General features: G+C 40.5%; 18 protein-coding genes. 8 read left to right on the top strand and 10 right to left on the bottom strand.

All coding sequences use genetic code 11. The annotated features are described in order from the left end of the window. Positions 1-129: 129 nt before the first annotated feature. The 7 genes from PSM_RS15075 to PSM_RS15045 form a co-directional block, all read right to left on the bottom strand. Complete coding sequence (locus tag PSM_RS15075; RefSeq protein ID WP_013466241.1) at positions 130-2,664, bottom strand: TonB-dependent receptor plug domain-containing protein; 2,535 nt, start codon at positions 2,662-2,664, stop codon at positions 130-132. 275 nt (positions 2,665-2,939) lie between these two features. Beyond that, positions 2,940-3,785: a DUF4198 domain-containing protein gene (locus PSM_RS15070; RefSeq protein WP_008466776.1), complete on the bottom strand. Its 846-nt coding sequence runs from the start codon at positions 3,783-3,785 to the stop codon at positions 2,940-2,942. Positions 3,786-3,819: 34 nt separating this feature from the next. Beyond that, positions 3,820-4,329 carry a DUF2271 domain-containing protein gene (locus PSM_RS15065; protein ID WP_013466240.1) on the bottom strand — a complete coding sequence of 170 codons (510 nt, stop codon included), beginning with the start codon at positions 4,327-4,329 and terminating at the stop codon, positions 3,820-3,822. Further along, entirely contained in the window at positions 4,329-4,961 is a 633-nt protein-coding gene (locus PSM_RS15060; protein WP_013466239.1) for a PepSY-associated TM helix domain-containing protein, read from the bottom strand. The genes PSM_RS15065 and PSM_RS15060 overlap by 1 nt, the downstream gene beginning before the upstream one ends. An 82-nt stretch (positions 4,962-5,043) precedes the next feature. Continuing rightward, on the bottom strand, positions 5,044-5,439 hold the full coding sequence (locus tag PSM_RS15055) for a YbaN family protein (RefSeq protein WP_013466238.1): 396 nt from the start codon (positions 5,437-5,439) through the stop codon (positions 5,044-5,046). A 142-nt stretch (positions 5,440-5,581) separates the two neighbouring features. After that, complete coding sequence (locus tag PSM_RS15050) at positions 5,582-6,868, bottom strand: hypothetical protein (RefSeq protein WP_013466237.1); 1,287 nt, start codon at positions 6,866-6,868, stop codon at positions 5,582-5,584. A gap of 111 nt (positions 6,869-6,979) precedes the next feature. Continuing rightward, the gene (locus tag PSM_RS15045; RefSeq protein ID WP_008466785.1) at positions 6,980-7,465 is read right to left on the bottom strand and encodes a MarR family winged helix-turn-helix transcriptional regulator; all 486 of its coding nucleotides are present in this window, start codon (positions 7,463-7,465) and stop codon (positions 6,980-6,982) included. A gap of 415 nt (positions 7,466-7,880) precedes the next feature. Here PSM_RS15045 and PSM_RS15040 point away from each other — a divergent pair, with 415 nt between their 5' ends. The 4 genes from PSM_RS15040 (at position 7,881) to PSM_RS15025 (ending at position 13,794) form a co-directional block, all read left to right on the top strand. Next, positions 7,881-8,735: a D-hexose-6-phosphate mutarotase gene (locus tag PSM_RS15040; RefSeq protein ID WP_013466235.1), complete on the top strand. Its 855-nt coding sequence runs from the start codon at positions 7,881-7,883 to the stop codon at positions 8,733-8,735. A gap of 16 nt (positions 8,736-8,751) precedes the next feature. Next, the gene (locus tag PSM_RS15035; RefSeq protein WP_013466234.1) at positions 8,752-9,297 is read left to right on the top strand and encodes a PH domain-containing protein; all 546 of its coding nucleotides are present in this window, start codon (positions 8,752-8,754) and stop codon (positions 9,295-9,297) included. Next, the gene (locus PSM_RS15030) at positions 9,287-10,837 is read left to right on the top strand and encodes a PH domain-containing protein (protein WP_013466233.1); all 1,551 of its coding nucleotides are present in this window, start codon (positions 9,287-9,289) and stop codon (positions 10,835-10,837) included. Before PSM_RS15035 ends, PSM_RS15030 begins: the two co-directional genes overlap by 11 nt. A 143-nt stretch (positions 10,838-10,980) precedes the next feature. After that, positions 10,981-13,794 (top strand): TolB family protein, encoded by a 2,814-nt coding sequence (locus PSM_RS15025; RefSeq protein ID WP_013466232.1) that lies wholly within the window; start codon positions 10,981-10,983, stop codon positions 13,792-13,794. A gap of 17 nt (positions 13,795-13,811) precedes the next feature. Here the strand turns inward: PSM_RS15025 and PSM_RS15020 are convergent, their stop codons facing one another. Beyond that, the gene (locus tag PSM_RS15020) at positions 13,812-14,975 is read right to left on the bottom strand and encodes a tetratricopeptide repeat protein (RefSeq protein ID WP_013466231.1); all 1,164 of its coding nucleotides are present in this window, start codon (positions 14,973-14,975) and stop codon (positions 13,812-13,814) included. Between the two features lie 48 nt (positions 14,976-15,023). Next, positions 15,024-16,157 carry a PepSY-associated TM helix domain-containing protein gene (locus PSM_RS15015; protein WP_013466230.1) on the bottom strand — a complete coding sequence of 378 codons (1,134 nt, stop codon included), beginning with the start codon at positions 16,155-16,157 and terminating at the stop codon, positions 15,024-15,026. 271 nt (positions 16,158-16,428) lie between these two features. On the opposite strand from PSM_RS15015, the gene PSM_RS15010 reads away from it, so the two are divergent. Together PSM_RS15010 and PSM_RS15005 are read left to right on the top strand one after the other, a co-directional pair. After that, a complete protein-coding gene (locus PSM_RS15010; RefSeq protein ID WP_010392228.1) occupies positions 16,429-17,043 on the top strand; it encodes a PQ-loop domain-containing transporter in 615 nt (204 codons plus the stop codon). 65 nt (positions 17,044-17,108) lie between these two features. Then, on the top strand, positions 17,109-17,897 hold the full coding sequence (locus tag PSM_RS15005; RefSeq protein ID WP_013466229.1) for a PhzF family phenazine biosynthesis protein: 789 nt from the start codon (positions 17,109-17,111) through the stop codon (positions 17,895-17,897). A 52-nt stretch (positions 17,898-17,949) separates the two neighbouring features. Here PSM_RS15005 and PSM_RS15000 read toward each other — a convergent pair whose 3' ends face one another. After that, positions 17,950-20,460: a zinc-dependent metalloprotease gene (locus tag PSM_RS15000; RefSeq protein ID WP_013466228.1), complete on the bottom strand. Its 2,511-nt coding sequence runs from the start codon at positions 20,458-20,460 to the stop codon at positions 17,950-17,952. 292 nt (positions 20,461-20,752) lie between these two features. Here PSM_RS15000 and PSM_RS14995 point away from each other — a divergent pair, with 292 nt between their 5' ends. Together PSM_RS14995 and PSM_RS14990 are read left to right on the top strand one after the other, a co-directional pair. Further along, the gene (locus tag PSM_RS14995) at positions 20,753-21,931 is read left to right on the top strand and encodes an efflux RND transporter periplasmic adaptor subunit (RefSeq protein ID WP_013466227.1); all 1,179 of its coding nucleotides are present in this window, start codon (positions 20,753-20,755) and stop codon (positions 21,929-21,931) included. Positions 21,932-21,944: 13 nt separating this feature from the next. Beyond that, on the top strand, positions 21,945-25,076 hold the full coding sequence (locus tag PSM_RS14990) for an efflux RND transporter permease subunit (RefSeq protein WP_013466226.1): 3,132 nt from the start codon (positions 21,945-21,947) through the stop codon (positions 25,074-25,076). The last annotated feature ends 111 nt before the right edge of the window (positions 25,077-25,187 follow it).

The following is a 25,187-nucleotide window of genomic DNA, read 5'->3' as shown; positions in this document are numbered from 1 at the left end:
TTTTATATGAGATGGCAGCAGTAGTTAAAAAGTTAAAATGCCAAAATATGGTTAAAAATACTAAATGTTAATAAAAAGGATGCACACTGCATCCTTTTGTAATTACTCTATTGTTAATGGGCGTTTTACTTAAAAATTGTAAGTAATGTTACCGTATAAAAAGCGCCCATCTAAACTGTAGGGTGTGTAAGGCGTGTACGGAAATATTTGGCCAAAGTTAGAGTAGCCAATATTATCTACCGTTGCTTGAGGGTACTGATCAAATAGGTTATTCGCACCTACTGCAAACTTCCACGCTTCGTTAGGACGATAAGCGACTTCTAAATCAGCAATCCATTTAGCATCTAAATATTCATCACCCTCGCTGGTGGTTGAAATATCTGCCACTTCCCCATAGCGAGTTGCACGCAAGGTTGTTTGCCATTGGTTAAAGCTCCAAACAGCCGATAGGTTTAGTTTGTTATCGGGTGTGCCTTGCTCAAAACGGCCTACTTCACGACGGGCAAATACCACGTAGTCATCGCCTAAAGAATTTAGCTCGCTCGGGTTTGCATCTACATGAGTCACTTCGGTATCGTTAATGTTTGCCGCCGCATTTAAGCGCACATCACCCAATGTATTTAAATCAAGTGTGTACGTTGCCACAATATCAACACCTTGCGTGCGCGAATTGATGGCGTTGGTAAAGTAACGAACACTTTCGGTATTTAGCTTGCCAGCATTCGCTAGAATTTGCTGCACAGCGTTACCGCTTAAGTTTTCAGAGAGTACAATCCGGTCATCAATATCAATGCGGTACGCATCAACTGTTAAGCTAAAGCCACCTTGAGTGTAAACAAATCCAGCGGTAACGTTAACTGAGTCTTCTGCATCGAGCTGTTTTGCACCTAACGCTTGAGCTGCAGGAGCAGAGCTTGGGAATAGACCAACTTCAAAAGGCTGGTTATTTTCGAGAATAGTCGATATTTGACGGTACGAGCTTTGTGCAAGTGACGGCGCACGAAAGCCAGTACTTGCCGCACCACGTAACGATAGGTTGTCGTTAATACTGTAACGCATGGCTAATTTTGAAGTAAATGTGTTACCAAAATCGCTATAATCTTCATAGCGACTGGCTAAAACAACATTCCATTTATCAGTTAAGTAAGTATCAAATTCAGCAAATACAGCAACATTATGACGACTTTCATTGGTTGCGCTTTGCGGCCCAAACCCAGGAAGCACTTGCGCACCGCCAGCAGCAATTGGGTTGCCGTTGTTATCAAGCGCAGTAATATAAGAGGCTTCCTCGCCTTGCTCTATTTTATAGCTTTCACGGCGGTATTCAGCACCAATAGTGAAAAACACATCATCGGGTAGACCAAAATCAACGCTGGTATTGGCATCAAAATTAACTAAAAATTGATCGTAAACCATGGCGCCGTTATCAAACTCAGTTTGGCTATTAGTACCTAAAGAAGTATTGAGGCTATTTACAACGCCTAAACCAAAGTCATTTCGGCCGTAGTTGGTGCTTACATCCCAAGTCCAGTCGCCACTATCGCCTTGTAAACCAAGTGCCAGCGAGTAATCTTTTACGTCGGTAGCAATTTGTGGCAAAAAGCCATTAGGGTATAGCTCTAAAACATTGCGGCTGTCTTTTGCACGACGGTAAAATCCGCCCGAGTTACCTTCACGCTCTGAATAGCTACCAAACGAATAAACATTAAAGCCATTCTCTAAATCGTATCCCATATTGTAAAACAAAGCGTAGTCTTCCAGCGCTGCTTTACCAAAACGGTGATTGTAGCGATCAATTGTAAATTCGCGTGGGTCTAGGCTGCCATCATCTAGGCGGCTGTATTGTTCGCGCGGATCAAAACCAGAGCGTTGAGTTGAGTCGTTATCACGGTATTCAATTGATACATTTACAAAACCATTGTCTGTTAATGAAAAACCTGAGTTTGCGCTAATTGTGCGGGTACTACCGTCGTTAACGTGACGATCGTCGCCTAAATTAAATGCAAGGTTGCCGTTATCATCCGCATAAGTGCTATTTAGTTGCGGTACACCGGCCATTTGGCTGTCGTATTGGCCATAAGTTACGCTAACACTGCCGCCTTCGGTGGCATCTTTTAAAACAATATTGATTACTCCCGCAATGGCGTCAGAGCCATATTGTGCTGCAGCCCCATCGCGCAGTACTTCAACACGCTTAATTGCAGAGGTTGGGATCATGTTTAAATCAACCGCGGTAGAGCCGCGACCAACCGTGCCCCCTAAGTTTAATAACGCACCAGAGTGGCGACGCTTACCGTTAATAAGGACTAAGGTGTGATCGGGTGCAAGGCCTCTTAAAACCGCTGGGCGAGCATGATCGGTGCCATCAGAGAGTGTGGCACTTGGGTAGTTAAAGCTCGGGACTTGGTTAGCGAGCACTTGGCTAATTTCAAGTTGCCCCGTACTTGCCATATCGTCACTGCTAATAATATCTACAGGCACAGTACTTTGCGCAATACTACGCAAACTGCGACGCGTGCCTGTTACTGAAATTACTTCGATATTTTCTTCGACTTGGTTAGTTTGCTCAGCCGCATTAGCAGCTGAAAAAGAGGCGCTAAGTGCGGTGGAAATAGCCAAGCTAAGTGCTAATTTTTTATTAGCTGATAAATGCTGAAAAGTCATTAAGCGTGCCTTGAAGATTTTGAAAAGGGCGCATCATATATAAGCGGCTAGTGCATCGCAAAGATCTAAATTGACTAAGTTATTCAACTATTTTCATAAAAATAAGTGATCGGAATAATAGATTGAAACAGGAACAGACAAGGAGGCTAAAATATAGGATTATGCTTATTTAGGCAGCGAAAATGACTAACTTGGTTTAAAGCTTTGCTAAAGGGTTTAAATTATAAAGAAGCTACAGGCCAAACGATTAATGTGGCCTGTAGGGAATTAAAAATTTATTCAGGTGCTACTTCAAGGGTGGTAAATAATACATAGCGGCTGGCGTCTACATCTTTTTCGTTTACTGTCACTTTTTGAGAGGTTTCGATTAGGTATAGGCCTGGCTCTTTCCACGTTGTGCTAAACATGCCGTTTTTGTCGGTCGTTACTTTTATTTCGCCACGTTCGTTACGGTAGCGTGTATCACCTTTTAAAATGCTGACTTCAATGCCTTCGCCAACCGGCTTTCCATCGCTTATTAGCTGAAAGCGCGCTTGCTCGCCAACAAATAAATCGTTTGGATGCGTTGGGCCGCTAAGCTCTAAGCCTTGACCTAATTGTGCTGGTTTAGAGGTACCATTATGACTAACAAAGGTATCAACAGTAGAGATGGTTTTAATTGTAGTGATGTCGCTGGCGTCTTTAGGTAGATTGGCATCTGCTTTTTTGGCGAATACACGGCTTCGCTCACCTGCTGCATTTTTGTAGAATGTCATGTACATAGGTTTTTGCGTCATCGCAATATGATAGGTGCCTTGTTGCTGAAGTTTTACTGCAGCAGAGCTTTTGCGTTGTAGGTAGTAGGCACGAATGGTATCGGTAACTTGCTCGCCATTTGGGGCAAGTGCCATAAGCAGAGTATCGTCGTATTCAGCGCCTTTTGTGCTTGGACGAAATGCTTTATCAGGTGCAAAAATTTCGTTAGAAATACTCGCATCAATCATTACATAATGGGCTTTATCCCCTGATAGCGAGGTATGCGAAGGTAGTAACCAGCGGCCATGTGCACTTGCAGCTGTTGATACCAGCGCTGATAAACTCAGTGCGCCAATGAGTGCTGTTTTTAATAAATTAACGTTCATTATTTTTCCTTTAAATTTGAATGATAAGTAGGGACTACCTAGCGGATACAGTGACAAAGCTGGTTGAAAATTCGTTTTTGCCATCAATGGTTATTTTTCCTGATTGGGTTAAATCAAGTTCAATACGGCTGTAATCACGCCCGCCTTCTTCACGAACAACTTCAATATTTAACAGGTATTTTCCTGCGATAACTGATTTGCCATTAAGATCGTTTCCGTCCCAATTAATGGTATAAGTGCCTGCGCGTTTGGTTGCGCTACTAACCCCATCGAAGTTTGCATCACTTTTACCTGCTTTACGCCACCATTGGCGTAGGTCTTTAAACCATTCCGCTTTTTGTACCCAAAGCGCTAAAGTTGTGACATGTTTTCGCTCTGGTGTTTCGAGCCAAACTGCAACATAAGGGCGATGATAGGGCTGCACATCTAACTCAGGTAGAGTTAATTCGATTTCTAATTGGGGCGATTGCGCTGCCACCGAAGTGTGAAAACACACGGCAATTAACAGCAATACGGTGCTAATTAAAGATTTAAACTTGAACATTAAAATACTCCTTTAATTTGTGGAACCCAGCATAAATAAATAACCAATGGTGTTGCGATTCCTAATACGGTTATCCATATTCCTGCTAAGCGTTTTTTTCTGTTTTGAAATAAAATAATCATGCCGGTGATGGCAAATAGAATCATCAGCACCGCTGATATATCAATAACCCAGCTCCATACTTCTCCTGAATGACGACCTTTGTGCAAATCACTGATAACACTTAAAAACCCCCCGGTTTGATAATCGAGTAACAATTCGCCACTGATAAAATCAAACTCTGCATAGGCATAGCCTGCTGGTAATGGGTAGTCGAGCATAACCAGTGAATCTTGCTTTTCCCATTCAATGCTTTTTACTTTATTAAGCCCATAGTGTTTGGCTAAGTAAGCTTCAATTTGGGGGTAAATAGCAGGCAGGCTATTTAATTGTGTATTTGCTTGAGTAAGCAGATCTTGGGGGATTTGGACCGTAATTTGGCCATTGTTTTTATCGTTTTTTAACCAGTCAACATGGTTTAGCACTATACCGCTTACACAAAATAGAATAAGTAAAAAAAACAAAGCGGTGGAAATATAGATATGTAGAGTACGACTTGTACTATATAAAGTGCGTTTATTAACAAAGGGCATAAAAGGTACAAACTTATTTAACTTGTACGGATGATAATGATTTGCATTAGCTGTTACAAATTTATTTACCAAACTTTACACTTTATTTTTTAGGAGGAGCTGAGGGCTTAGAAATTAAGTAAGCCATAACCAGCACTTCAACAACAGCCACTAGGGCAATAATCCAAGCTGGAGGGCTGTTGTATAATAAAAATATAAAGCCTATTAGCATACCTATACCTGCAGCATACTTTGCCTTTACAGGAACCACTTGATGGGCGCGCCAATGTTGTAATGTTGTACCAAAGCGAGGGTGGTTTAATAGCCAAGATTCAAGCGCCGCGGATGAGCGAGCAAAACACGCTAAGGCTAAAATTAAAAACGGTGTGGTTGGCATAACGGGTAATACAACACCAATAATGCCGAGTAATACACACAGTAGCCCCAGCAATTTAAAGCCAAAATTTTTATAATAAATAAAAACGTTTTTTATGCTCACTTTAGCTCTTTTTTAATTAATTAAACGGTAAAAGGGTAAGCTAATTAAAAGGTAAAATGAAGAGAAAATGGCTTAGTTGCATGTTATCAACTAAGCCATTTAGGGTTAGCAAAGGAAAAGAATTTCCTGATTGCACTACCTATTAAAAGTAATAGCCTAAATTAATATTAAAACGGCGCTCGGTATCGCCATCACCAATAATGGTACCGCCAATAAAGGGTTGATTGCGGGCTTGTACGAAATCAACATAACTAAAGAATCCGCCAGCAGTAATGCTCATACCGGTTACATTCATCCAAGTATTGGCGCTATTATCTGACTTGTTGTAGATGATCCCATAGTCGTTATAAAACTGCAGGTTGGTAACTGGGCCCCACTCTATTGCGTAGTCATAGGCAATATTAAAGTTGGTCATTGTGGCTTGGCTCGATACACTGTCATAATAGTCAAAAGCACCCACCGCAAAGCGGTTATTACCATCGTCTAAGTCGTAGTCATATTCACCGTGTTGCAATTGAATATTCCAGTTATTAATGTTGCTGTTTAAGTGAACAGCCCACGCACTGTAATTACCAGCGCGGTCTTCACCGTCGTGAAGTCCACCACTGAGTAACGATACCCCGATGTCAGTGGTGATATTTTTACTATGCTCAAGCTGATAAGTAGCGCGACCAGCAAAGGTGTTGTATTCACCAAGTTGCTTTGCAGGCTCGGCATAGGTGCCTTCATCTGCAGGGCGACTACCAACAATATCATAAGAGTAACGATGATTTTTGTCTGATGCTGAGCCATCAACTCCACCCAGTTCATCATTTTTGAAAAAGCCTAAATCAAGTGTCCAGTTGTCTTTAAGTTTACGCTTAGCAACCACACCTAAATCAAAATCATCTTCTAGGCCAACATAGTAGTTAGTGCTAAAAAAGTAGCTGTGAGAATTATAAGGACCGTTACCAAACGACACGGCTGTTATGCCTGCCTGAGCTTCCCAGCCATCAATAAATTCGTACCCTAAGTAAGCGTACTTTACGACAGTCATATAATCGTAAAAGCGTATTTCACCATTGACTGAAATGTCATTAATTTCGCCAGAGACATTTAACCGGAAAATATCAAAATCAAAGTCACCACCGCGATCTTCATTGTCTTCATCGTAAGAGTTTATACCGTAGTTAGCGCGAATAGCACCTCCTACCTTTATTCCAGATGATTGCTTTTCTTGCTGTGCAGTGTCTGTAGAAGTAGCTTGCAACTGTTTACTAACTTGGTCTACTTGCTGAGACTTTTTTTCAGCGAGTTTGCTTTCAAGTTTATCTACTTGTTGCTTTAACTGCGTTAATTGGCTTTGGAGAGGTTGAAGGTTTGATGCATAAGAATTGCTAGCAACACCACTTAAAATTAATGCGAGTGTTAGTTTTGAGAGTTTAGTCATAATAGCCGTTTTGATTGTGATTAAAAAAATAAAGGCGCAACGATGCGCCTCTTAGTGTGGAAAAAGGAGAAAATGGCAGACTAATTTAGTTTATTGTTTTTATACTGCGTTTTATTCTTTAGTAGAAGTTTGAAACAGTGCGCCTACTTCTAAAAGAGGAGAGGCATCTAGCTTATCTGCATCCATCATTGCGGCAATACGTTGCATTGATGAAAGTAGTAGGCTCTGTTCCCATTCAGCAAGCGCTGAAAATTTTTCGATAAAGTGTTCTTGCAAGGGCTGAGGCGCTTTTTCGAGTAATTCTTTACCTTGTTCAGTAAGGTATAAGCTGACCCGGCGTTTGTCCATTTGACTACGAACGCGTGTTACCAAATTCTTGCTTTCTATTCGGTCAAGAATATTTGTGACAGTTGCCGGACTTAAATTGACGTTTTGCGCAATACGACTGGCGGTAATACCATCAGTTTGAGACACTTCTTGCATAATAAGCAGTTGTGGTCCAGTTAAACCCGCTGTTTTATTAAGTTGTTTTGAATGTAAGTCAATCGCACGGATCACCTTGCGTAAAGAAACTAGTAACTCGTCATATTTTTGCATTTGTTTGTCTCATGGAAGGCGAATCATTTGCCGTAATCATGAAATGTTACACATCAAATAAATTGAATTCAAATGATATATGTTATTTCAGCCTGCTGTTATTAGTTTTTATTGGTTTTTATTAATTTGAGCAGTAATTAAAATGGTGTTTATTATCTTTATTTTATTAAAAGTTAATAACACTCTGTTTGCTAAGGCTGCGCACCTTACGTAAGTTAAAAGCGATACGCAAGCCACAGGTTTAAAACTTTAGTCGTAATTGAGCCGTTGATGTGGCATAAAAATATAGTAACTAACTCAATTTAAATAACTATTCTATGTAGCTTATGCTTTAAGCATGCATTATTGTTTGTGTACAGTAACCTGAACTCAGGTTAAGTACTAAAAAATTAGTCTCAGTGTTAAAGGAAATAAAATGCAATTATCACCCTCAGTATGTATTGAGCGTACACATAGCGGTTTGGAATTTATTAGTATTAATAGTCGCCAATGTAAGGCGAAGATATTTTTACAAGGTGGGCAAATAACTGAGTTTACACCCAAAGGAAAATTGTCACTATTGTGGGTGTCTGGGGATGAAACCTTTAGCGAAGGGAAGGGCATTCGTGGTGGTATTCCTATTTGCTGGCCTTGGTTTGGTCAACATGAAAATAAAGACTTTCCAGCACATGGTTTTGCGCGCACGCACGTATGGCAAGCCGATGAAGTGCATGAAACCGAGAACGAGATTACTGTTAGTCTTAAATTACCAATGAAGCAGATAGATTCTACCTTTTGGCCTCATCAATCTTCTTTAAGGGTTGAGTTTATTTTATCTGAGCAGTTAGAGGTGCGTTTAACCACCTTTAATTTAGGTAACACCCCATTTAGTTATACACAGGCGCTGCATTCTTACTTTCCAACTGATGATATTAATAATACTCGCGTAACAGGGCTGCAAGGGGCGCAATACATAGAATTTGGCCAAGGGCCTTATCAGCAAAGTGATGTGGTTGGTTTTACCCGTGAAACCGATATGGTTTATACCCAAGCCGCCGCTGTGCAAACTATTGAAACTCCTCAAGGGATGATCAGCGTTAGCAGAGAAAACTCGCGCTCGTGCGTGTTATGGAATCCATGGATTGAAAAATCAAAGCGACTATCAAATTTTGCCGATGATGATTATAAAAGCATGTTATGCCTAGAGGCTGCGAATGTACTTGAAGATGCGGTTTCGCTTGAGCCAAAACAAAGTCATACCCTAGTAACAACAATTAAGTGGCTTGGCTAAGCCTACCATACGCGTAATGGAGCAAAGTGTGTTTACTAATCAACAAATAACCGACCTACCGCAACATAAAAGCATAGTGTTTGAGCCGCTTGCGGACAAAGCATTGTTGCATGCACAATTGAATTGGTTGTTATTTTTCATTCCTTTTTGCTTAGTACTAGCGGCTGTTTGCTATTTTAATACAGACTTTGCTGCTATGGCGCAAGGTTACTTATTGGTTGCTGTTCCGCTATTAATTTTACTGTGTATGTTATATAGCGTGTTCAGCATAAAATTACAGGGCAGCGCGTTGCGTACCCACGATATTGCTTTTAAAAAAGGCATTATTTGGCAGCAGGTGACAATTTTACCGTTAGCGCGTGTGCAGCATATTGAAATACACCGTGGGCCCATAGAGCGAAAGCTTGGTTTAGCCAGTTTAAGACTTTATAGCGCCGGCGGTATGAGTGCCGATTTACAAATTAGCGGCCTGACCCACGAAAAATGCAAAAATATTCGTCAGTTTGTACAAAGCTATCGCCACGATGAAACCGCAAGCGAGGCAGCTGCCAGTGAATGTTGATGCTGCGCAAATAACGTCACCTTCACTTAATTGGCAAAAAGTGTCGCCTTGGGCGCTGGCTTATTTTGTAATGCATTTTAGTGTGCGCTTCATAAAAGACGGCTTATTTAATTTACTGCCCGTGTTGGTGGTATTTGTTACCCAAGTAGAAAATAAACTATTTTGGGGGCAAGTTGGGCTCGCGGTTGCTTTGACTTCATTGCTTGCCTATTGTTTTTTGTATTACCGTAGTTTTCGTTTTTGTATTACTGACGAGCATGAAATTTTATTAAACAAAGGCGTATTTAAAAAAGAGCGACTTACCTTAAAATTTTCTCGAGTGCAAAACGTAAATATAGCTGAGCCATTTTACTTTACCCCCATAGGGTTAGTTAATTGTATTTTTGATGCGGCAGGCAGTGTGGCTCAAGAAGCTGTTTTGCCAGGGGTAACTAAAGATTACGCGCAACAAATGCGTAAACGAGTGTTTGACTATAAAGCGCAGCAGCAACCATCAGTAGAGCTCGCTGATACAGCGCAATCTCATATTGAAGAGCAGAGCGAAAATAGTTTAGTTATCACCAATAAAGAAATTGCTAAATTTGGTTTAATGTCGAATATGGCCATTTTAGCACTTGCGGCTATTGCCCCTTTTATGAATGTGGCCATCGACTTTTTAGAGCAGCAGTTCATAACAAAAATAGAGGGTTTTTATCAGCAAGAGCTCGGTATGATGGCTAATGCAGCTGTGTTTGCGGTTATTACTTTAATTATTATGTTGGTATTTATTGCGGTGTTTTTATCGGTGACTATGTCGCTCATTCGTTTTTATAACTATCAGCTTTACTTTAAAAATAATAAATTCAAACGTATTGCAGGGCTGTTAGAGCGTCATCAACTATCAATTAGTTTAGACAAAGTACAGTCAATCGTTATTAAGCAAAACCTAGTTGCCAGGCTATTAAAACGCTTTACTGTGGAGTGTTTGCAAGCCAGTAGCGGCGGTGCTGCAAGCATGGCGAAAAAGAATAAACAAACCTTAGTGCTGCCTGTGCTCACGCAGGAGCAAGTTGATAATGTGTGTCAGTGGATTTATCCGTGGTTTGACAGTAAAAAGCTGGCATTCAATGCGGTAGAAAGGGCGTTGTTATATAAAAACACGGTGTTTTATGCTTTGCTACCGAGCGTTGCTTCTGGTTTTTTTATTAGCTTTATGCAACTTAATATATTAATTGCATTAGCATTATTCTTGGTATTAGCCGCGTTAGTGTTTTTATCTTATAAACGTTATGGGTATTACCTTCATCAACAAGATGGGCGTTTTTATATGGTGGTACGCAAAGGTATGATTGGCGTGCATTACCGGGTCTTTGAGCTGTACAAAGCACAAAGCGCTCGCAGTGTGAGCACCTTTTTTATGCGTCGTTCTGGCTTAAAAAGCCTGTATATACAACTTGCTGCAGGCGGTGCGTACGTCCCATATTTAAAACAGCAAGATGCTGACTTTATTATAGATTTTACACTTATGCAGGCTGAGTCAGACCCTCGCAGTTGGATGTAACTTCCTTTGTTCAAAACTCAGATTAAATAATAAAGCGGGTGTAAATACACATTTGCACATGCTTTATTACACTTTTTTACTGCCCGTTTTTTCCATTTGATAATACTCTAAGCATTATCAAATGTACTATTTAAGGGATTATTGTGAAAAAGTCACTCATTGCATCAGCCTTATTATTGGCTGCACCTAGCTTTGCTGCTGATTGGCAAACCATTCATACCGAGCATTTTAATGTTCACTTTAGTAGTGAGCATACTGATTTTGCTAAATCGACTGCTGTGGAGCTGGAAATTGTTCGCACTAAAGTGCTTGAGCAACAAAACCGTGCGCTTGATAAAATCGTCGATGTGGTGGTGTTTGACCCTCTAAATGCAGCGAATGGCTTTGCCTTACCAACCTCTAATAATCCTGTTATGGCGCTTTTTACTACGCCACCGCAGTCGGATACCGTGATATCAAATTCATCGGGTTGGCAGCAATTGTTGGTGCTGCACGAATATATTCATTTAGTTCATTTAGCGCAGCCAACCCGTAACGACTGGCAGCAAAAGATTCGCGGTGTATGGGATATATACGATTTAACCTATGGTGATACACCGCGCTGGGTAGCCGAAGGGTACGCCACTTTAATCGAATCAAAAATGACAGGTCGAGGGCGCTTATTTGATAACTATGCTGAGGCAATACTTAGAGAGTTTGCTCAGCAGGGAGCGCTTCCCACCTATGGGCAACTAAATAGCGATGAGGGCTTTATGGCGGGCTCTATGGCATATTTAATGGGAAGTCGTTTTTTATATTGGCTAGAGCAAAATTACTCAGAGCAGCTACTCGATAATGTATGGGTTCGTATGCGGGCGGTTAAGTCTCGAGATTTTGACGACGCATTTTCTGGTGTATTTGGGCAAAGCGCTGCAAGGTTATATCGTCGATTTATTGCAGAGTATACCTATAAAGCGATGCAACAAGAGCAAACCGAATCACCACTTAATAGCAAGCTTTGGTTAGAACTTGATTTATACGCTAGCAATCCAGCTCTTTCAAATGATGGTAGCAAAATTGCGATAGTTGAACGTGATGAAAAGAGTAAAACAAAACTAATAATTTACAGTACAGAAGACAACACCAAAGCACGAGATAAGTTTACTAAGGTGCAAAAGGAGCTCCTAGAGAACGATAAGCAAGATGTTCCTGATACCCCGCCAATCGTGTTTAAGCGCGAACAAAAACAAGTACTAAATCAAATTAATCGCGCAGGTATTGCTAACCCGCAATGGGTAAATAACAACACACTTTATTTTAATGCCTACAGTAGTGAAGGATCGGGTATTTATAACAAAGTGTCTGACATTTTTAGCTACAACACCGACACTGGCAACATAGAGCAACTTACAGAGCTGGCCGGTATTCGCCGTTTTAGTGTTACCCGTGATGGTGAAACACTTTACGGTGAGCAAATAAGAGCTGGGTATTCTGAATTAGTAAAAGTCGATCTTAATACGCAAACTATAACGCCGCTTTTCAGCAAGAGCTTAAAAACCACGTATGATTACCCGACGCTTAGCCCCGATGAAACAAAATTAGCTTATTTATCAGCGTCATTAAACGAAAATTGGCAATTGTACATACAAGGTGTGGGCGGTGACACTAGAGAGTCAGTCCCAATGCCTAACGGGTATCAATACTTAAGCCAACCGAGCTTTAGTCAAAACGGGGAGTCTATCTATTTTGTTGCTGGCCTAAATAATAAGACTGATATTTATAATTATCATATAAAAAATAACACCCTCACCCGCTTAACTAACGGGCAAGAAGCGCTCGCATACCCGATTGAGGCTGAAGATGGCTCACTACTTTACTTCTCCATTAATGCCGATGGCCCTGATGTAAAAACGCTAACAATAAAAAGCCGTACAGTCGTAACTGATCTCGCTGTAAACAGTGAGGCTCCATTGTTGATGGTAAATAAGCATACCTTGCCACCGGCAAAAATATATACCGATGAGATAGCAGAACAAAGCGATTACGCAGTACTTGAGCAGCGAGCGACGTTTGCCTTGGGATCACAGTATTATTCAGCGTCAACCAGTTTGCTAAGTGTAGGTATAAAAAGTAGCGACTTATTAAAACAACTTGATTTACAAGCGGGTTATAACATTGATTTGCATGACGGTGCATTACATGGCGGCTTTATACAAGCAAAATACAATGCGTTAAATACAAAGTTTAAGCTTGCGCTATTTGATTATAATTTGGATACATCACATCAATATCAACCTAGCTTAAACGCTGATATTGATGCCCGAGGTGGTTTTGCTTCAATAAACCATCCATTGAAATTTGGCCAGCTTCAGTTAACCCCAGAATTGGCCTATAACTATACAGATTATAAAAATAGCCATAAAAATTGGACACGGTTGAGTATTGCTCAAAGCTGGCAACATGACCGCCAAGCATTTGCTATTGGGCAGAGTATTTATGCCAGCATTTATGATGGGCAGAATCACAGTAGTCATTGGCAAGGTTATGACTTGGCAGCAAAAATATTTGGTAAAGCGTTTGATATACCACTTTTTGTTAACTTTGAGCAAAAGCAAAGAGATGACAGTAGCCTGACATTAGGTGGATTCAGTTCTAATTTAATTAATCAACAGCAAAGTAGTGAATTTGTGCTTGCTGCTGAACTGCCTTTTTACAGTGCAACTGCAGAGCGTTATCAAGGTTATGGCGGTGGTATTAGCTTTAAAGAAGGCATGCCTTGGCTTTATTACAAGCAACATCAATTAGATAGCAACGTTTATGCACAAAGTTACGGCTTAAAGTACCAAGGTGACTTTAGCTTTGGTATGGGGCCTGCGGGCGTTAATGACTTAACCTTTGATATGGGGTTGTCGCGAGTAGAAGGTGACAGCTTTGAAGATGAAATGCGCGCGTGGTTAAGCTTTTACTATTCATTGTAAAAGCCTATTTAGCTAAGTTACTTACTCGCTTTTAAGGACAGTAACTTAGCTTGATATACATTTAACTTTTGCTTGTCTTTTTCGAGCTCTATCGCTTTCTCAAGTAATTTTTGTGTTTGGTGATTTTTTCCTTGTTGATAGCGAATTTTAGCAAGCTCTAAATAAAGTTCTGCAATATACGGCGCTTTTGTTATGGCTTGTTCAATATGCTCTGTAGCGGTATTAATTCGTCCTGTTTCTAGGTCATTTTTTGCAATAACTAAAAGTTCATAAGGATCTTTTTCTACTTCAGCAAGTCGGCTTGCTAATTGTTCAACAAGTTGCTGATCACCAATTTGTTTGGCTAAAACTTGATAATTACTAAGTAAATTTATATTTATCAGCTTATTATCTAAAGCAGTTTGGTAAATAAGCTGTGCACTTTTTAAATCGCCAGCTCGTCGATGTAAAATTCCAGCCATATTAAATAGTTCAGGATCATAAGGGGTGTATTTATTTGCTTGTAAAATAAGAGAGTACGCTTGATCAAGCTGCTTATCTAAAAGCGCGTCAGCAGCTAAGTTACTATAAAATTTAGAGATTAAATCATTATAATTAGCACTATCAGAATACACACTACCTCTGGTTGGGAAGTAGTCTATTAAGGTTCCTGGGCGAAAAAAAGTGATCACATTTTCTTCTTTTTCAGGCAGTTCCTCTTCTGGGGCATAAACTTTAGTTCTAAAATGGTTTGCTACATAAACCAAGTTATCTTCCTGTGCATAAACTGGCTCGCTAGTCATTTCTTGAAAGCTGGTTTTAAGCCCTAATGTTTGTGCATAACTTTGGGTAAGAACAGCAAGGCTGATACAGTTACCTTGTGCAAGGTTGAGAGATTGAGATGATGTAAGCGTATCGCCATGATACTTAAAATTAGAGAGCTGATTTTCAAGGTAGTTATAAATAATACGGTCACTACGAATATTAGTTGTTTGTTGTTTTGTTACGAATGCTAAAAAGCGTGCTTTTTCTGCCTCGGGAAGTTCAAATATAACTTTTTCAGAAGGTGTGGTTTGTTGTACAAATAATGTGTGATTAATTAATGAACTTAATTGTACGCGCTGAGTTTGCGTATTGATTTTGCTGCTGCACCCCACAACAAATAAAAAAGTTAAACTTATTATTACCTTGAACATATTCATTAACTCACTCCCTCGTTGGTTTCACTTTACAAGGGAGTGATTGTTTTATCAAACATTCGCGCTTCGTCGTTGAGTTAAGCGATTTTTGTGTGATTGCTTTTTACGTTTACGGCGTGTGAGCCATAAATAAAAGCCTGTACCAGCGAGCCATACAGGGCTAAGGCCAACAATACACCATAGTATTTTACTGATAAGCCCAGCAAAATAACCAAAGTGTAGTTTTCTAAAACTGTCTATTACTTGCCAACCAGCACCAGCCTCTCGAATATCCCAGTTAGTCATGTGTTCACCTGTTTGCTTATTATAGGTTATGGTATTGGCATATTCACTGGTAAGTGGATTACTGGTATTTACTTCGCCATAAAGAGTGATATTTTCATCGGGCTCTCGTGGAAAAACTAAAAAAGTTGTATTAAAAGTGGGTATTTGCAGTTTGCTATCATTAAGAATCCGCTCAAAAGAGATGTCGTCACTATATAATTTATTTGTAATAGTGTGGTGCTCTTCTTCTGCGTGTTCTATTACTTCGTGATACCACACTGCACCATTAAAATAACCACCTGTAATCGCTAAAACGATAAGAATAGGTGAGCCTAAAACACCGGTCATCTTATGAATGTCACTGAGTACTATTTGTAACGTTGCGCGCCAGCGTACGCTAAATAGTCGCTGCCAAAATTTGCGGTAAATAATTAAGCCGGTGATGCCCAGAGTTAATAAAAATAAAGCAAAAAAGAACCCTAATACGGTACCTGTTTGCCCAGGTAAACTTTTTAAGTCGTTAAGTAAAAAGGTGTAATGGAGCTCTAAAAACCAGTCGGTAAAATAATGAGTTGTGCTTACTGGTTTTGATAAAATCTCTCCGGTGTATTGGTCTAAATGCAACTTATACCAATCGTCAGTGCCACGCTTAACCAAATAAAGCCGGTCGGCGGTGGTGTTATTAAAAAGCTCCCAGCTTCCTACTACATACTCAGGAAAGGCTGCTTCGGCTTTATCTATTAATGAGTCCATAGGTAAGCGAGCAGCTTGCTGCTGTACCACAAAGTGTTTGTCAGGCATCAGTAAGCCATCAATTTCACTTTTAAACACTAAAACACTGCCGGTAATGCTAATAACAATTAACGGAATAATGGCAATTAGCGCCAACCAACTATGAACTTTAAACAGTGTTTTTCTCATTACTTAAGCTTGCATGTTAATTTTTAGATATGCGCATGATAACAGTTATCATTTGTGTTGCAATTATAAAATAGTGAGACTGTGAAGTTATAGCAACGGTTTTTGTATACTCAAGTTGCCACAGGAGGAAACTAAAGTAGGTGTGAAGCTTGTATAAAACCTAGCCAGCTCTACAATGCGCGCACAAAAATAAAGCCTTTAAAAACAAATGTTTAAAAAATGTTTTATTTCTTCCTTTTTATTAACAACAATGTAACGAGCGAGGTTTGCTTTGGCGTATTATTTGCCTATTTTATCAGTGTTTATTTTGGTTTTTAGTTTTTTACCGTTACTTAATAAAATTATTAAAAACCGCAGTGTATCGGGTGTATCACTGCTAATGATGACATTTGGTTTAGCGCAAAGTGTGTACTTTATTAGCTACAATCTTTATTTTGCTCGTTTTTATATTGCCTTGCCGTTTTTTGCGACAGGTTTATTAAGTGGTTTAATTTTATACTTTTTTGCACGTTATAATGCCGCTAAACGTCAGAAGCTGCAGTTACTTGGCATGCTTAGCTTTTCGTTATTACCTTTTTTGTTGCTGTTAAACCCTAACCTAGATACTGCCACTGTGCTAAATGGCTTAACTTATGTGGGCTTAATTATGAGTTCAGTACGGGTTATGCCACAAACCTATAAAACATTACGAACAGGGAATATTAGTAACCTTAGTGCGCGCTATTTTAGTTTGCAATTTATAGCAGGTATCTGTGGTTTGTTTGCAGAGCTAGCCATGCCAGTGCAAAGTACTTCGCATATATTAATGTTTATTATGATATTGCTAACTAATGCGCTGCAATTTGCGTGTATGCAGTATTATCGCGTACGTCCTGTGTTGGCATAAAATTATAGTGACCGTTAATTTCATTTGTGGCACTTTGAGTGACCAATAAATAAAAAGTGCCCACTATGAAATTAACTATCCATCAAATCGATGCGTTCAGCAGTGAACTGTTTAAAGGTAATTATGCTGCCGTGATCCCACTAGAGTCTTGGCTTAGTGATGATCTTATGCTGAATATCGCTTCGGAAAACAACGTGTCTGAAACCGCTTTTACTTGTCAGTCGGCAGATGGAAGCTTTGCGATACGTTGGTTTTCGCCATTAATGGAGATTGATTTTTGCGGCCATGCTACTTTAGCGGCGGCCTATGTGCTTTGTGAGCAACATAGTATATCGCAGGTGTGCTTTAGCGCAGAGGCGGTGGGCAAACTGATTGTTAATAAAAATAACGATGGCAGCTTTGCTATGACCTTTCCTAAACAAGCCCCTGAAGAGGTTCAGCTCATCCCTGATGCTCTATTAGCTGGCCTGTCTATACAACCTGTTAAAGTGCTGAAAAACCGCCAAGCTTATTTTGCTATTTATGATAATGAGCAGCAGGTTGTAGATCTGAAAACAACCAATGAACAACTAAAAAAATTAGCCCCATTAGATGTGGTTGCAACAGCACCGAGTGTTGAGTACGACTTTATTTCTCGTTATTTTTGGCCTGCCAGTGGGGGTGATGAAGACTTTGTAACCGGCTCAATTCATACTGGGCTTGCCCCTTATTGGGCAGGGCAGTTTGGAAAAAATTCTCTCAGTGCTTATCAAGCCTCACAACGAGGTGGGAAGCTACACTGTGAAGTGGGCAATACAACAGTGACATTAACGGGTCATGCCGTAAGGTACCTTAAAGGCACTATTTACCTTTGAGTTAGTGTAAAAAAGGCCACGTATGACGTGGCCTTGGTTTACTCAGTGTTATTTATGCTTCTAGCGCTTTGCTAATTAAGCGGTCGATATATTTTTTATGTGCTTTGGTTGCGGTATCAGCGCCCCATGCAACCTTTTTATCGGCTATTTGAGTTAGCTGATATAGCGCGGCTGTTTTCGCTAAGTTATCGTATTTACTTGCTTTTTCTAGGCCTGCAATCGCAATTAGCTGATTAACATATTCAATCTGTAAATTATGACTGATTGAATTAGCGGTTTTACTATCAACAAAGATACTTGCAGTTAAATCCTCCATAAATTGCGTAAGGCTGTATTCATTACCATATAAAGCAGTATCTGAAATACGCAGTAACACAGCAGGATGTAGTAGTTGCGCTAGTACACTCTTTTGCATACCTAAAATCATTTTATGCGGTTTAGGGTCTTCGTTTTTACCGTAATGATTAAACCCACGACGCTGCTGCTGCATAAAGTTATACAATGGCTGCATGCTTTGCAGTACATTTGGAGCAAACACATACTCAGCTAAAATAGCCATTGCTTGGGTTTGACGCTCAAGTGGTACCGGTGTAAAAGGCTTTGCTGCATTTTCATCGCCCACGACGGCACGCTCTACATACACGCCACCAATTTGACGAGATACCACGCCTGCTTGTGCACGATACTGGCCAAATAGGCTGTTAGCTGAAGTAACAAGCTGTTGGTAAGACTCACCTTTTACTGTAGCTTTGTCTTTAAGTTCTGCAAAGAGCGTATTGATCAGTGCCATTCTATCTGCCCCGTAAGCTGCAGGGTTAGACGACAAGTCACCTATCATCACGCGAGGGTCTATATGGCGGCCAGGGGCACGCATGTCGTCGGCATCGTTACCAAAGGAAAGCGCATGTTCGCTTGAGCGAGCGAGTATTTTATCAAGGCGAGCTTGCTCTGCAGCTTCATCTTTAAGCGCTGCGCTGTAGCCGTAATTTATTGCCCAATCATCGTATGGACCTGGTTTAGTTTGGAAAATATCGCCTTGAGTCACACCCGTTGGCGCTATATTTGCTGGCGCATAGTCCATTACCGAGCCGGTAACTATGCCTTGGGTTTTACTTTTGTCGTGAACTTCTTTCTCATCCCACAAAATAGAAGACTTCATGTTGTGATTAAGACCTAGAGTATGCCCTACTTCATGTAAAACCAGCTGAGTTAAGCCTTGGCGTAACATTTGGGTATCTTCAATATCAGCGCCATTTGCTAAGCCCTTGGCCATTATTAGGCTTTGCTGTAATTCATGACCTAAAGAGCAATTGAGTTCTGAATAGTTGGTTGGCTGTGTATGGCTCATCGTGCCTTGAGTATACAGTGTGTCGTATATCCAGCGGTTTTTCATAAATACAAACTCAAGCATAATGTCTGAGCCTAAAATTTCACCGGTTAACGGGTTCGCTAATGCTGGCCCATACCCACCAAACGGTGGTTTGGGTGATGAAGTCCAGCGTAGTACGTTATAGTTAATATCGCCGGCATCCCAATCGGCATCGTCAGGTTGTATTTTCACTTCAAGTGCATTTTTAAAGCCTGCTTTTTCAAATGAGGTGTTCCAAGCAAGTACGGCATCACGCACGGTGTCACGCCATTCAACCGGTGTGGTGTTTTCTATCCACCAGGTAATCGGTTTTACTGGTTCTGAAAGTGCAGCGTTTGGATCTTTCTTTTGTAAATCCCAGCGCTTAATGACATCTTGGTATGGCGCCCAGTCGGTTGACGTCATTTTATCAAACTGATTGGTGAAATAACCAATACGTGCATCATCAAAGCGAGGTTGGTAATTGTTTTCTGGTAAAGCCACAAATGAATGTTGTACTTTTACCGACACACTTCGGGGGTCGCTTATCGCACCTGAACCTCGAACGGTTGGGCTGCTATTGGTAAAAACATAATCAACAACCACATCTAGGTTGTTAGGGTATGGGCGCTGTTTGATGATGCGTGATTTTTTATCGTCTAATTTACCTACTTTAAAACGCTTTTTAGCATTTCTATCGTTTGGGTTAGGCGTAGGAGATACTTTATGTAGCGCTTCACTTAAAAAAAGCTTATTTACATTAAAGGCTATTTTACCTTCTTCTTGTTTTTCTATTTTTATACTTGCAAGCACGGCTTCGCTGATGTTAGCTTCACTGGCTTTGGCAAGTGCGCTATTTTCGTTAAATAAGTAGCGAGGGGTTTTACTAATAATATCAATACGATCAAAGTATTTTCTAAATTCAATCAGCTTTGTTTCACGATACGACCCACGAAAATGACCCGCATCAGTTACACCATCAATGGTATGCGCAAAGTACACAAAGGGCGTATCGAGCTGTGATTCGTTTATCACCATTAAGTGATCGCCGGTTTTTTCATCTTGGTAAAGATTAAAAATACCCGCAAATTCGATTTGCCCTTTAATCATTTCAGTTAATGTTTGTGGTTTCTTTTCTTCTTTTTTTTCTGCTGCAACAGCATAGCTGCCACTAAGCGCTATACTCAGCGCCAAGGTAAGTGTGGTTAATTTCATCGTTTAGTCTTTTTTAGTTGTTAATGTAATTTTACTGTACGGTGTGTCATGCTTTTTCGCACAGTATGATTAATAAATACTAACCTAAAGTGATTAGCTTTATGATTTATAATGGTAAAAGATTGTAACAATACATTTATAAAGCGGCTTAACAGTGCTTTTGACTTACCTTTTATTTGCTGAAGAAGACCTTATTTATACCTTTTTGTAACAGTTGCTTACAAATGTCACGTTAATGTTTCATTAAGCTTTGGTATCATAGTGCTAATAGTAATTTGGGAGAAATAAACAGATGCAAGGTAATGTACTTAGATGGGCTTTTCCATTTGTAGCACTGGCATTAGGTGTTGCTGGTTTTGTTGCAATTAATGCGATTGCAAAAGAGTCAGATAAAAAAGAAGTCATAGACACTCGACCAACGGTGCAAGTTGAAGCCGTTTCCGCTAACGATCATCAAGTTATCATTAATAGTTATGGTGAAGTGCAGCCACTAGAAAATACCCAACTTTCAGCGCAAGTGTCAGGTGAAGTCGTCAGCTGGCATCCAAGCTTTGTGGCGGGTGGTGTTGTGGGTCGCGGCGAAACCTTATTTACTATTGAAAAAGATAACTACGAGGCTGCGGTATTGCAAGCTGAAGCTGAACTTGCCCGCGCTCAAGCGATGTTAATTGAAGAGCAAGCGCAAGCCAAAGTCGCAGAAGACGAAGCAAAACGTTTCCCAAATAAAGCACGTACAGATTTATTTTTACGCAAACCACAAGTGCTGAGTGCGCAAGCATCAGTTAAGTCGGCGCAAGCAGCATTAAAAAGAGCCCAACGCGATTTAGACAATTGTGAAATCACCGCACCTTACGATGCATTAGTGGTTAGTCGGAATGTGGGGGTTGGCCAGTTTGTTAGTATGGGCGCTCAAGTTGCCGAGCTGAATAATATTGAAACCGCTGAAGTGATTATTCCGATCGCAGGTTTTGACAGTGTGTTTTTACCTGAGCGCGTTAAAGGAGTAATGGCAACCGTTATCAAAACAGGATTCAATGGGTTTACTCGCCAAGCAGTAATAGACCGCGATTTAGGGATTGTTGATAACGCGACTCGCATGAGCAGTTTAGTGGTAAGAATTGAAGATCCTTACGGACTGACTAATCAGCAGCCTGCAATTAAATTTGGCACTTATGTACAAGTAAACTTTGCCGGCACTATGCTCAATAATATTTATCGTTTACCGCAAGAGTTAGTAAATAACCAAACCGTGTGGATAGTTAATGATGAGCAACAGTTAGAGCCGCGTAAAGTAAAAGTGATTCGTGAAGAAGGCGAATATTTTTATATTAGCGATGGCTTACAAGCCAACGATAAGCTCGTTACCACCTTACCGGAATACCCTCAAAAAGGCATGGCAGTAAAAATAGCCGGTTTAACAGAGACTAAAAATACAGATGCAGCAGAAAATGCATCCACTGAAAAACTTTAAGGTAGGGTGAGTTATGAATAACACAGAACAGCCCAATACAACCAAACAAACAGGGTTAATTGCTTATTTTGCTAACAACTCTGTTGCTGCCAATTTAATGATGTTTTTTATTATTGTAATGGGGCTTATAAGCTACTTTACCATTCAGCGACAAATGTTCCCTAATATAGAAGTTAACTATATTACTGTAAATGCAAACTACCCGGGGGCGTCGCCACAAGAAATTGAAGAAAGTATCTTAATAAAAATTGAAGAGTCGCTAAAAGATATAACTGAGATAAAAAAAGGGGTATATCGCGCTTTTCGTAATGGGGGTTCTGCCAGCCTTGAAATTAATACTGACGCAGAGCTTACCGACGTTCTCGATAAGGTAAAACTGCGAGTAGATGGTATCGCGACTTTTCCTGCAGGAATGGAGCCGGTTACCATTAGTCAAATAGAGTTTCGCCAAGATGTAATTGGTATGACGCTCGTTGCCGACCTACCGCTAAATGAGCTTAAGCCAATCGCAAATCAGGTTGAAGATGAACTCTTGCAGTTATCGAATGTATCTTTAGTGGTAAACGATGTGCCACTGGATGAAATTGCCATAGAAATAGAACCCGATACATTGCGCCAATATAATTTAACTTTATCGGATGTAGCGAACGCGGTACGTCGTTATTCGGCTAACTTTTCAGCCGGACAATTAAAAACTGATGCGGGTGTTATTTCGGTTCGAGTAGAAAATCAGTTTTATTCTGGTGAAGAGTTTAGGCAAATTCCGGTAAAAATTGGCGCCAATGGTGCCAAAGTGTTGCTACAAGATATTGCAATAATCAAAGATCAGTTCGTTGAAGGTGAGCGTTACTTTAAATTTAATGGCGAAAACGCGGTTTATTTATCGGTAAAAGCCACCGAAGATCAAAACATTATTCCGGTGGCCGATTCGGTTAAAGCGTATATTGATCAAAAAAATAAAGAACTGCCATTGGGTGTACGTATAGAGCCGCTAATGGACTTTACTTACTATCTAAATGCACGCTTAGACATGATGAAAGCTAATTTGCTGCAAGGTGCAATTTTAGTCGCTATTATGCTTTCGTTATTTTTACGTTTTAAGCTCGCCCTGTGGGTAATGATTGGTTTACCAGTGTGCTTTTTAGGTGCGATGATGCTGATGCCGTTATTTGGTATCACAATTAATATTGTGTCTTTATTTGCCTTTATTATGGTGCTGGGGATTGTGGTGGACGATGCCATTGTCATAGGTGAAAGTGCCTACACCGAAATAGAAAAAAAAGGCGGCGGTGTTGTTAATGTGGTTAATGGCGCTAAACGAGTGGCAACCCCCGCCACCTTTGGTGTACTAACAACCATTGCGGTATTTGCGCCGTTTACGCTTTCAAGCGGCCCTGAAAGTTCCTTTTTTATAGGTATTTCAGTGGTGGTGATTTTATGTTTAATATTTAGCTTGATTGAATCTAAGCTGATATTACCGGCACACATTGCGCATACTCACTTTTCACCTATTAACCCTGACGGTTGGCGAGCACGCTTTAATAAGCGCTTTTTTGGCTTTGTAAATGGACCGTATAGGCAGTTTATTGTTAATTGTATAAAGTGGCGTTGGACGGTGCTGTTTAGTTTTATTGCGCTACTAATTTTCACCTTTGCGTTAATATCGTCTAATCAGGTGAGAATGATCCCATCGCCTAAAGTGCCGCATGACTTCCCGCAAATTAATGTTGAGATGAACGATAACGTATCAGACATTCAAACTATTAATGCTATTCGCCAAATCGAAGCCATGGTGCTTGAAATAGATAAGCAAACCGAGCGCGAAGAAGGGCAAAAGATGATTCGCGATGTATTGGTATTTAACCAAGGTCGTACAGAGGCGCAGTTATTAGCGCCATTGGTTGATGAAGATTTACGCCCTTATAATGCCTTTGAGCTTTCGCGCCGCTGGCGTGAAGCGATGCCTAATATTGCGGGCGTTAAATCGTTAACTATTCAGGATGATGTTGGCGGTGGAGGTGGCGGCGGTAACGGTGAGTTTGGTTACTTACTGTATGGCTCTGATATCGATACATTGAATGAAGCAGGGCGTCGCTTTATTGGATTATTGCAGCAGCAAGAAGGCTTATTTGATATAAGCTCTACCATTGACCCTGCTAGCAAAGAAGTACAAATGAGCTTAAAACCAGTCGCCTTTGACTTAGGGTTAGATTTGGCCTCAATTGCAAATCAAGTCGGTGCCAGTTTTTATGGTGGCGAGGCGCAACGTGTTATTCGTCGCGGTGAAGAAGTACGGGTGATGGTACGTTACCCTAAGCTTACTCGCGAAGCGTTTTCATCGCTTAAACACGCGGTTATCACCACGCCCCAAGGCAAAGAAGTATTGCTAGGAGATGTGGTTGAGCTAACTGAAACCCCTGGTATTAGTTATATTCGTCGTGAAGGTGGTTATCGTACTGTTTATGTGTATGGCAACATTGATGAGGAAGTGATTGAGCCAGGCGAAGTGGTTAAGCAAGTAAAAGAAAATTTACTACCACAACTGTTGGACGAATACCCAAGTGTTAAGTCAGAACTAGGTGGCGCAATTGAAGAGCAACAAGCGCAAGCTAATGAGCAATTGTTATTTTTTGCTGGTGGTATGATTTTAGTTTATATATTACTTGCCGTGCCGTTAAAAAGTTACTCACAACCTCTCATTGTAATGTCGGTTATTCCATTTAGTTTAACGGGGGCAATATGGGGTCATTTTTGGTTTGGTTTAGATATTAGCTTAATGTCGGGCTTTGGTTTAATTGCTGCTGCAGGGGTGGTTATTAACGACTCCTTAGTGATGACTGATTTTATTAATCAGGCGCGTCGAGCTGGTATCAGTATAAAAGATGCGGTTATTGAAGCAGGCTGTGCACGTTTTAGGCCCATATTACTTACCTCAATTACGACCTTTGCAGGGGTATTGCCGATTATGTTTGAAACCAGTTTACAAGCCAAATTTGTAATACCTATGGCGGTAGCTCTGGGCTTTGCGGTTATGTTTGCAACACTGATCACCCTTATTTTGGTGCCGTGTTTGTATATTATTTTAACCGACATAGGCGCGCTATTTAAGCGCCCGTTCGCAAGTAAAAAAGCGAGCGTAAGTTAACATCACCCAGATCATGTAGCTGAAAAAAGCCAACCGTTTATAAAGCGGTTGGCTTTTTTGTTTTATGCTCATTAGTGCAAACTTTAGTATTGTTTTTAAACTCTGGTTACA

This window comes from Pseudoalteromonas sp. SM9913 (assembly GCF_000184065.1).
Classification (GTDB): Bacteria; Pseudomonadota; Gammaproteobacteria; order Enterobacterales; family Alteromonadaceae; genus Pseudoalteromonas; species Pseudoalteromonas tetraodonis.
The sequence above is the reverse complement of the archived record's forward strand: the minus strand, read 5'-3'. Positions and strand labels throughout refer to the sequence as shown.

Coding starts and splice junctions, on each gene's coding strand:
- PSM_RS15075 (WP_013466241.1), bottom strand. CDS start 2,664: ATGACTTTTCAGCATTTATCAGCTAATAAAAAATTAGCACTTAGCTTG.
- PSM_RS15070 (WP_008466776.1), bottom strand. CDS start 3,785: ATGAACGTTAATTTATTAAAAACAGCACTCATTGGCGCACTGAGTTTA.
- PSM_RS15065 (WP_013466240.1), bottom strand. CDS start 4,329: ATGTTCAAGTTTAAATCTTTAATTAGCACCGTATTGCTGTTAATTGCC.
- PSM_RS15060 (WP_013466239.1), bottom strand. CDS start 4,961: ATGCCCTTTGTTAATAAACGCACTTTATATAGTACAAGTCGTACTCTA.
- PSM_RS15050 (WP_013466237.1), bottom strand. CDS start 6,868: ATGACTAAACTCTCAAAACTAACACTCGCATTAATTTTAAGTGGTGTT.
- PSM_RS15045 (WP_008466785.1), bottom strand. CDS start 7,465: ATGCAAAAATATGACGAGTTACTAGTTTCTTTACGCAAGGTGATCCGT.
- PSM_RS15040 (WP_013466235.1), top strand. CDS start 7,881: ATGCAATTATCACCCTCAGTATGTATTGAGCGTACACATAGCGGTTTG.
- PSM_RS15035 (WP_013466234.1), top strand. CDS start 8,752: ATGGAGCAAAGTGTGTTTACTAATCAACAAATAACCGACCTACCGCAA.
- PSM_RS15020 (WP_013466231.1), bottom strand. CDS start 14,975: ATGAATATGTTCAAGGTAATAATAAGTTTAACTTTTTTATTTGTTGTG.
- PSM_RS15015 (WP_013466230.1), bottom strand. CDS start 16,157: ATGAGAAAAACACTGTTTAAAGTTCATAGTTGGTTGGCGCTAATTGCC.
- PSM_RS15005 (WP_013466229.1), top strand. CDS start 17,109: ATGAAATTAACTATCCATCAAATCGATGCGTTCAGCAGTGAACTGTTT.
- PSM_RS15000 (WP_013466228.1), bottom strand. CDS start 20,460: ATGAAATTAACCACACTTACCTTGGCGCTGAGTATAGCGCTTAGTGGC.
- PSM_RS14995 (WP_013466227.1), top strand. CDS start 20,753: ATGCAAGGTAATGTACTTAGATGGGCTTTTCCATTTGTAGCACTGGCA.
- PSM_RS14990 (WP_013466226.1), top strand. CDS start 21,945: ATGAATAACACAGAACAGCCCAATACAACCAAACAAACAGGGTTAATT.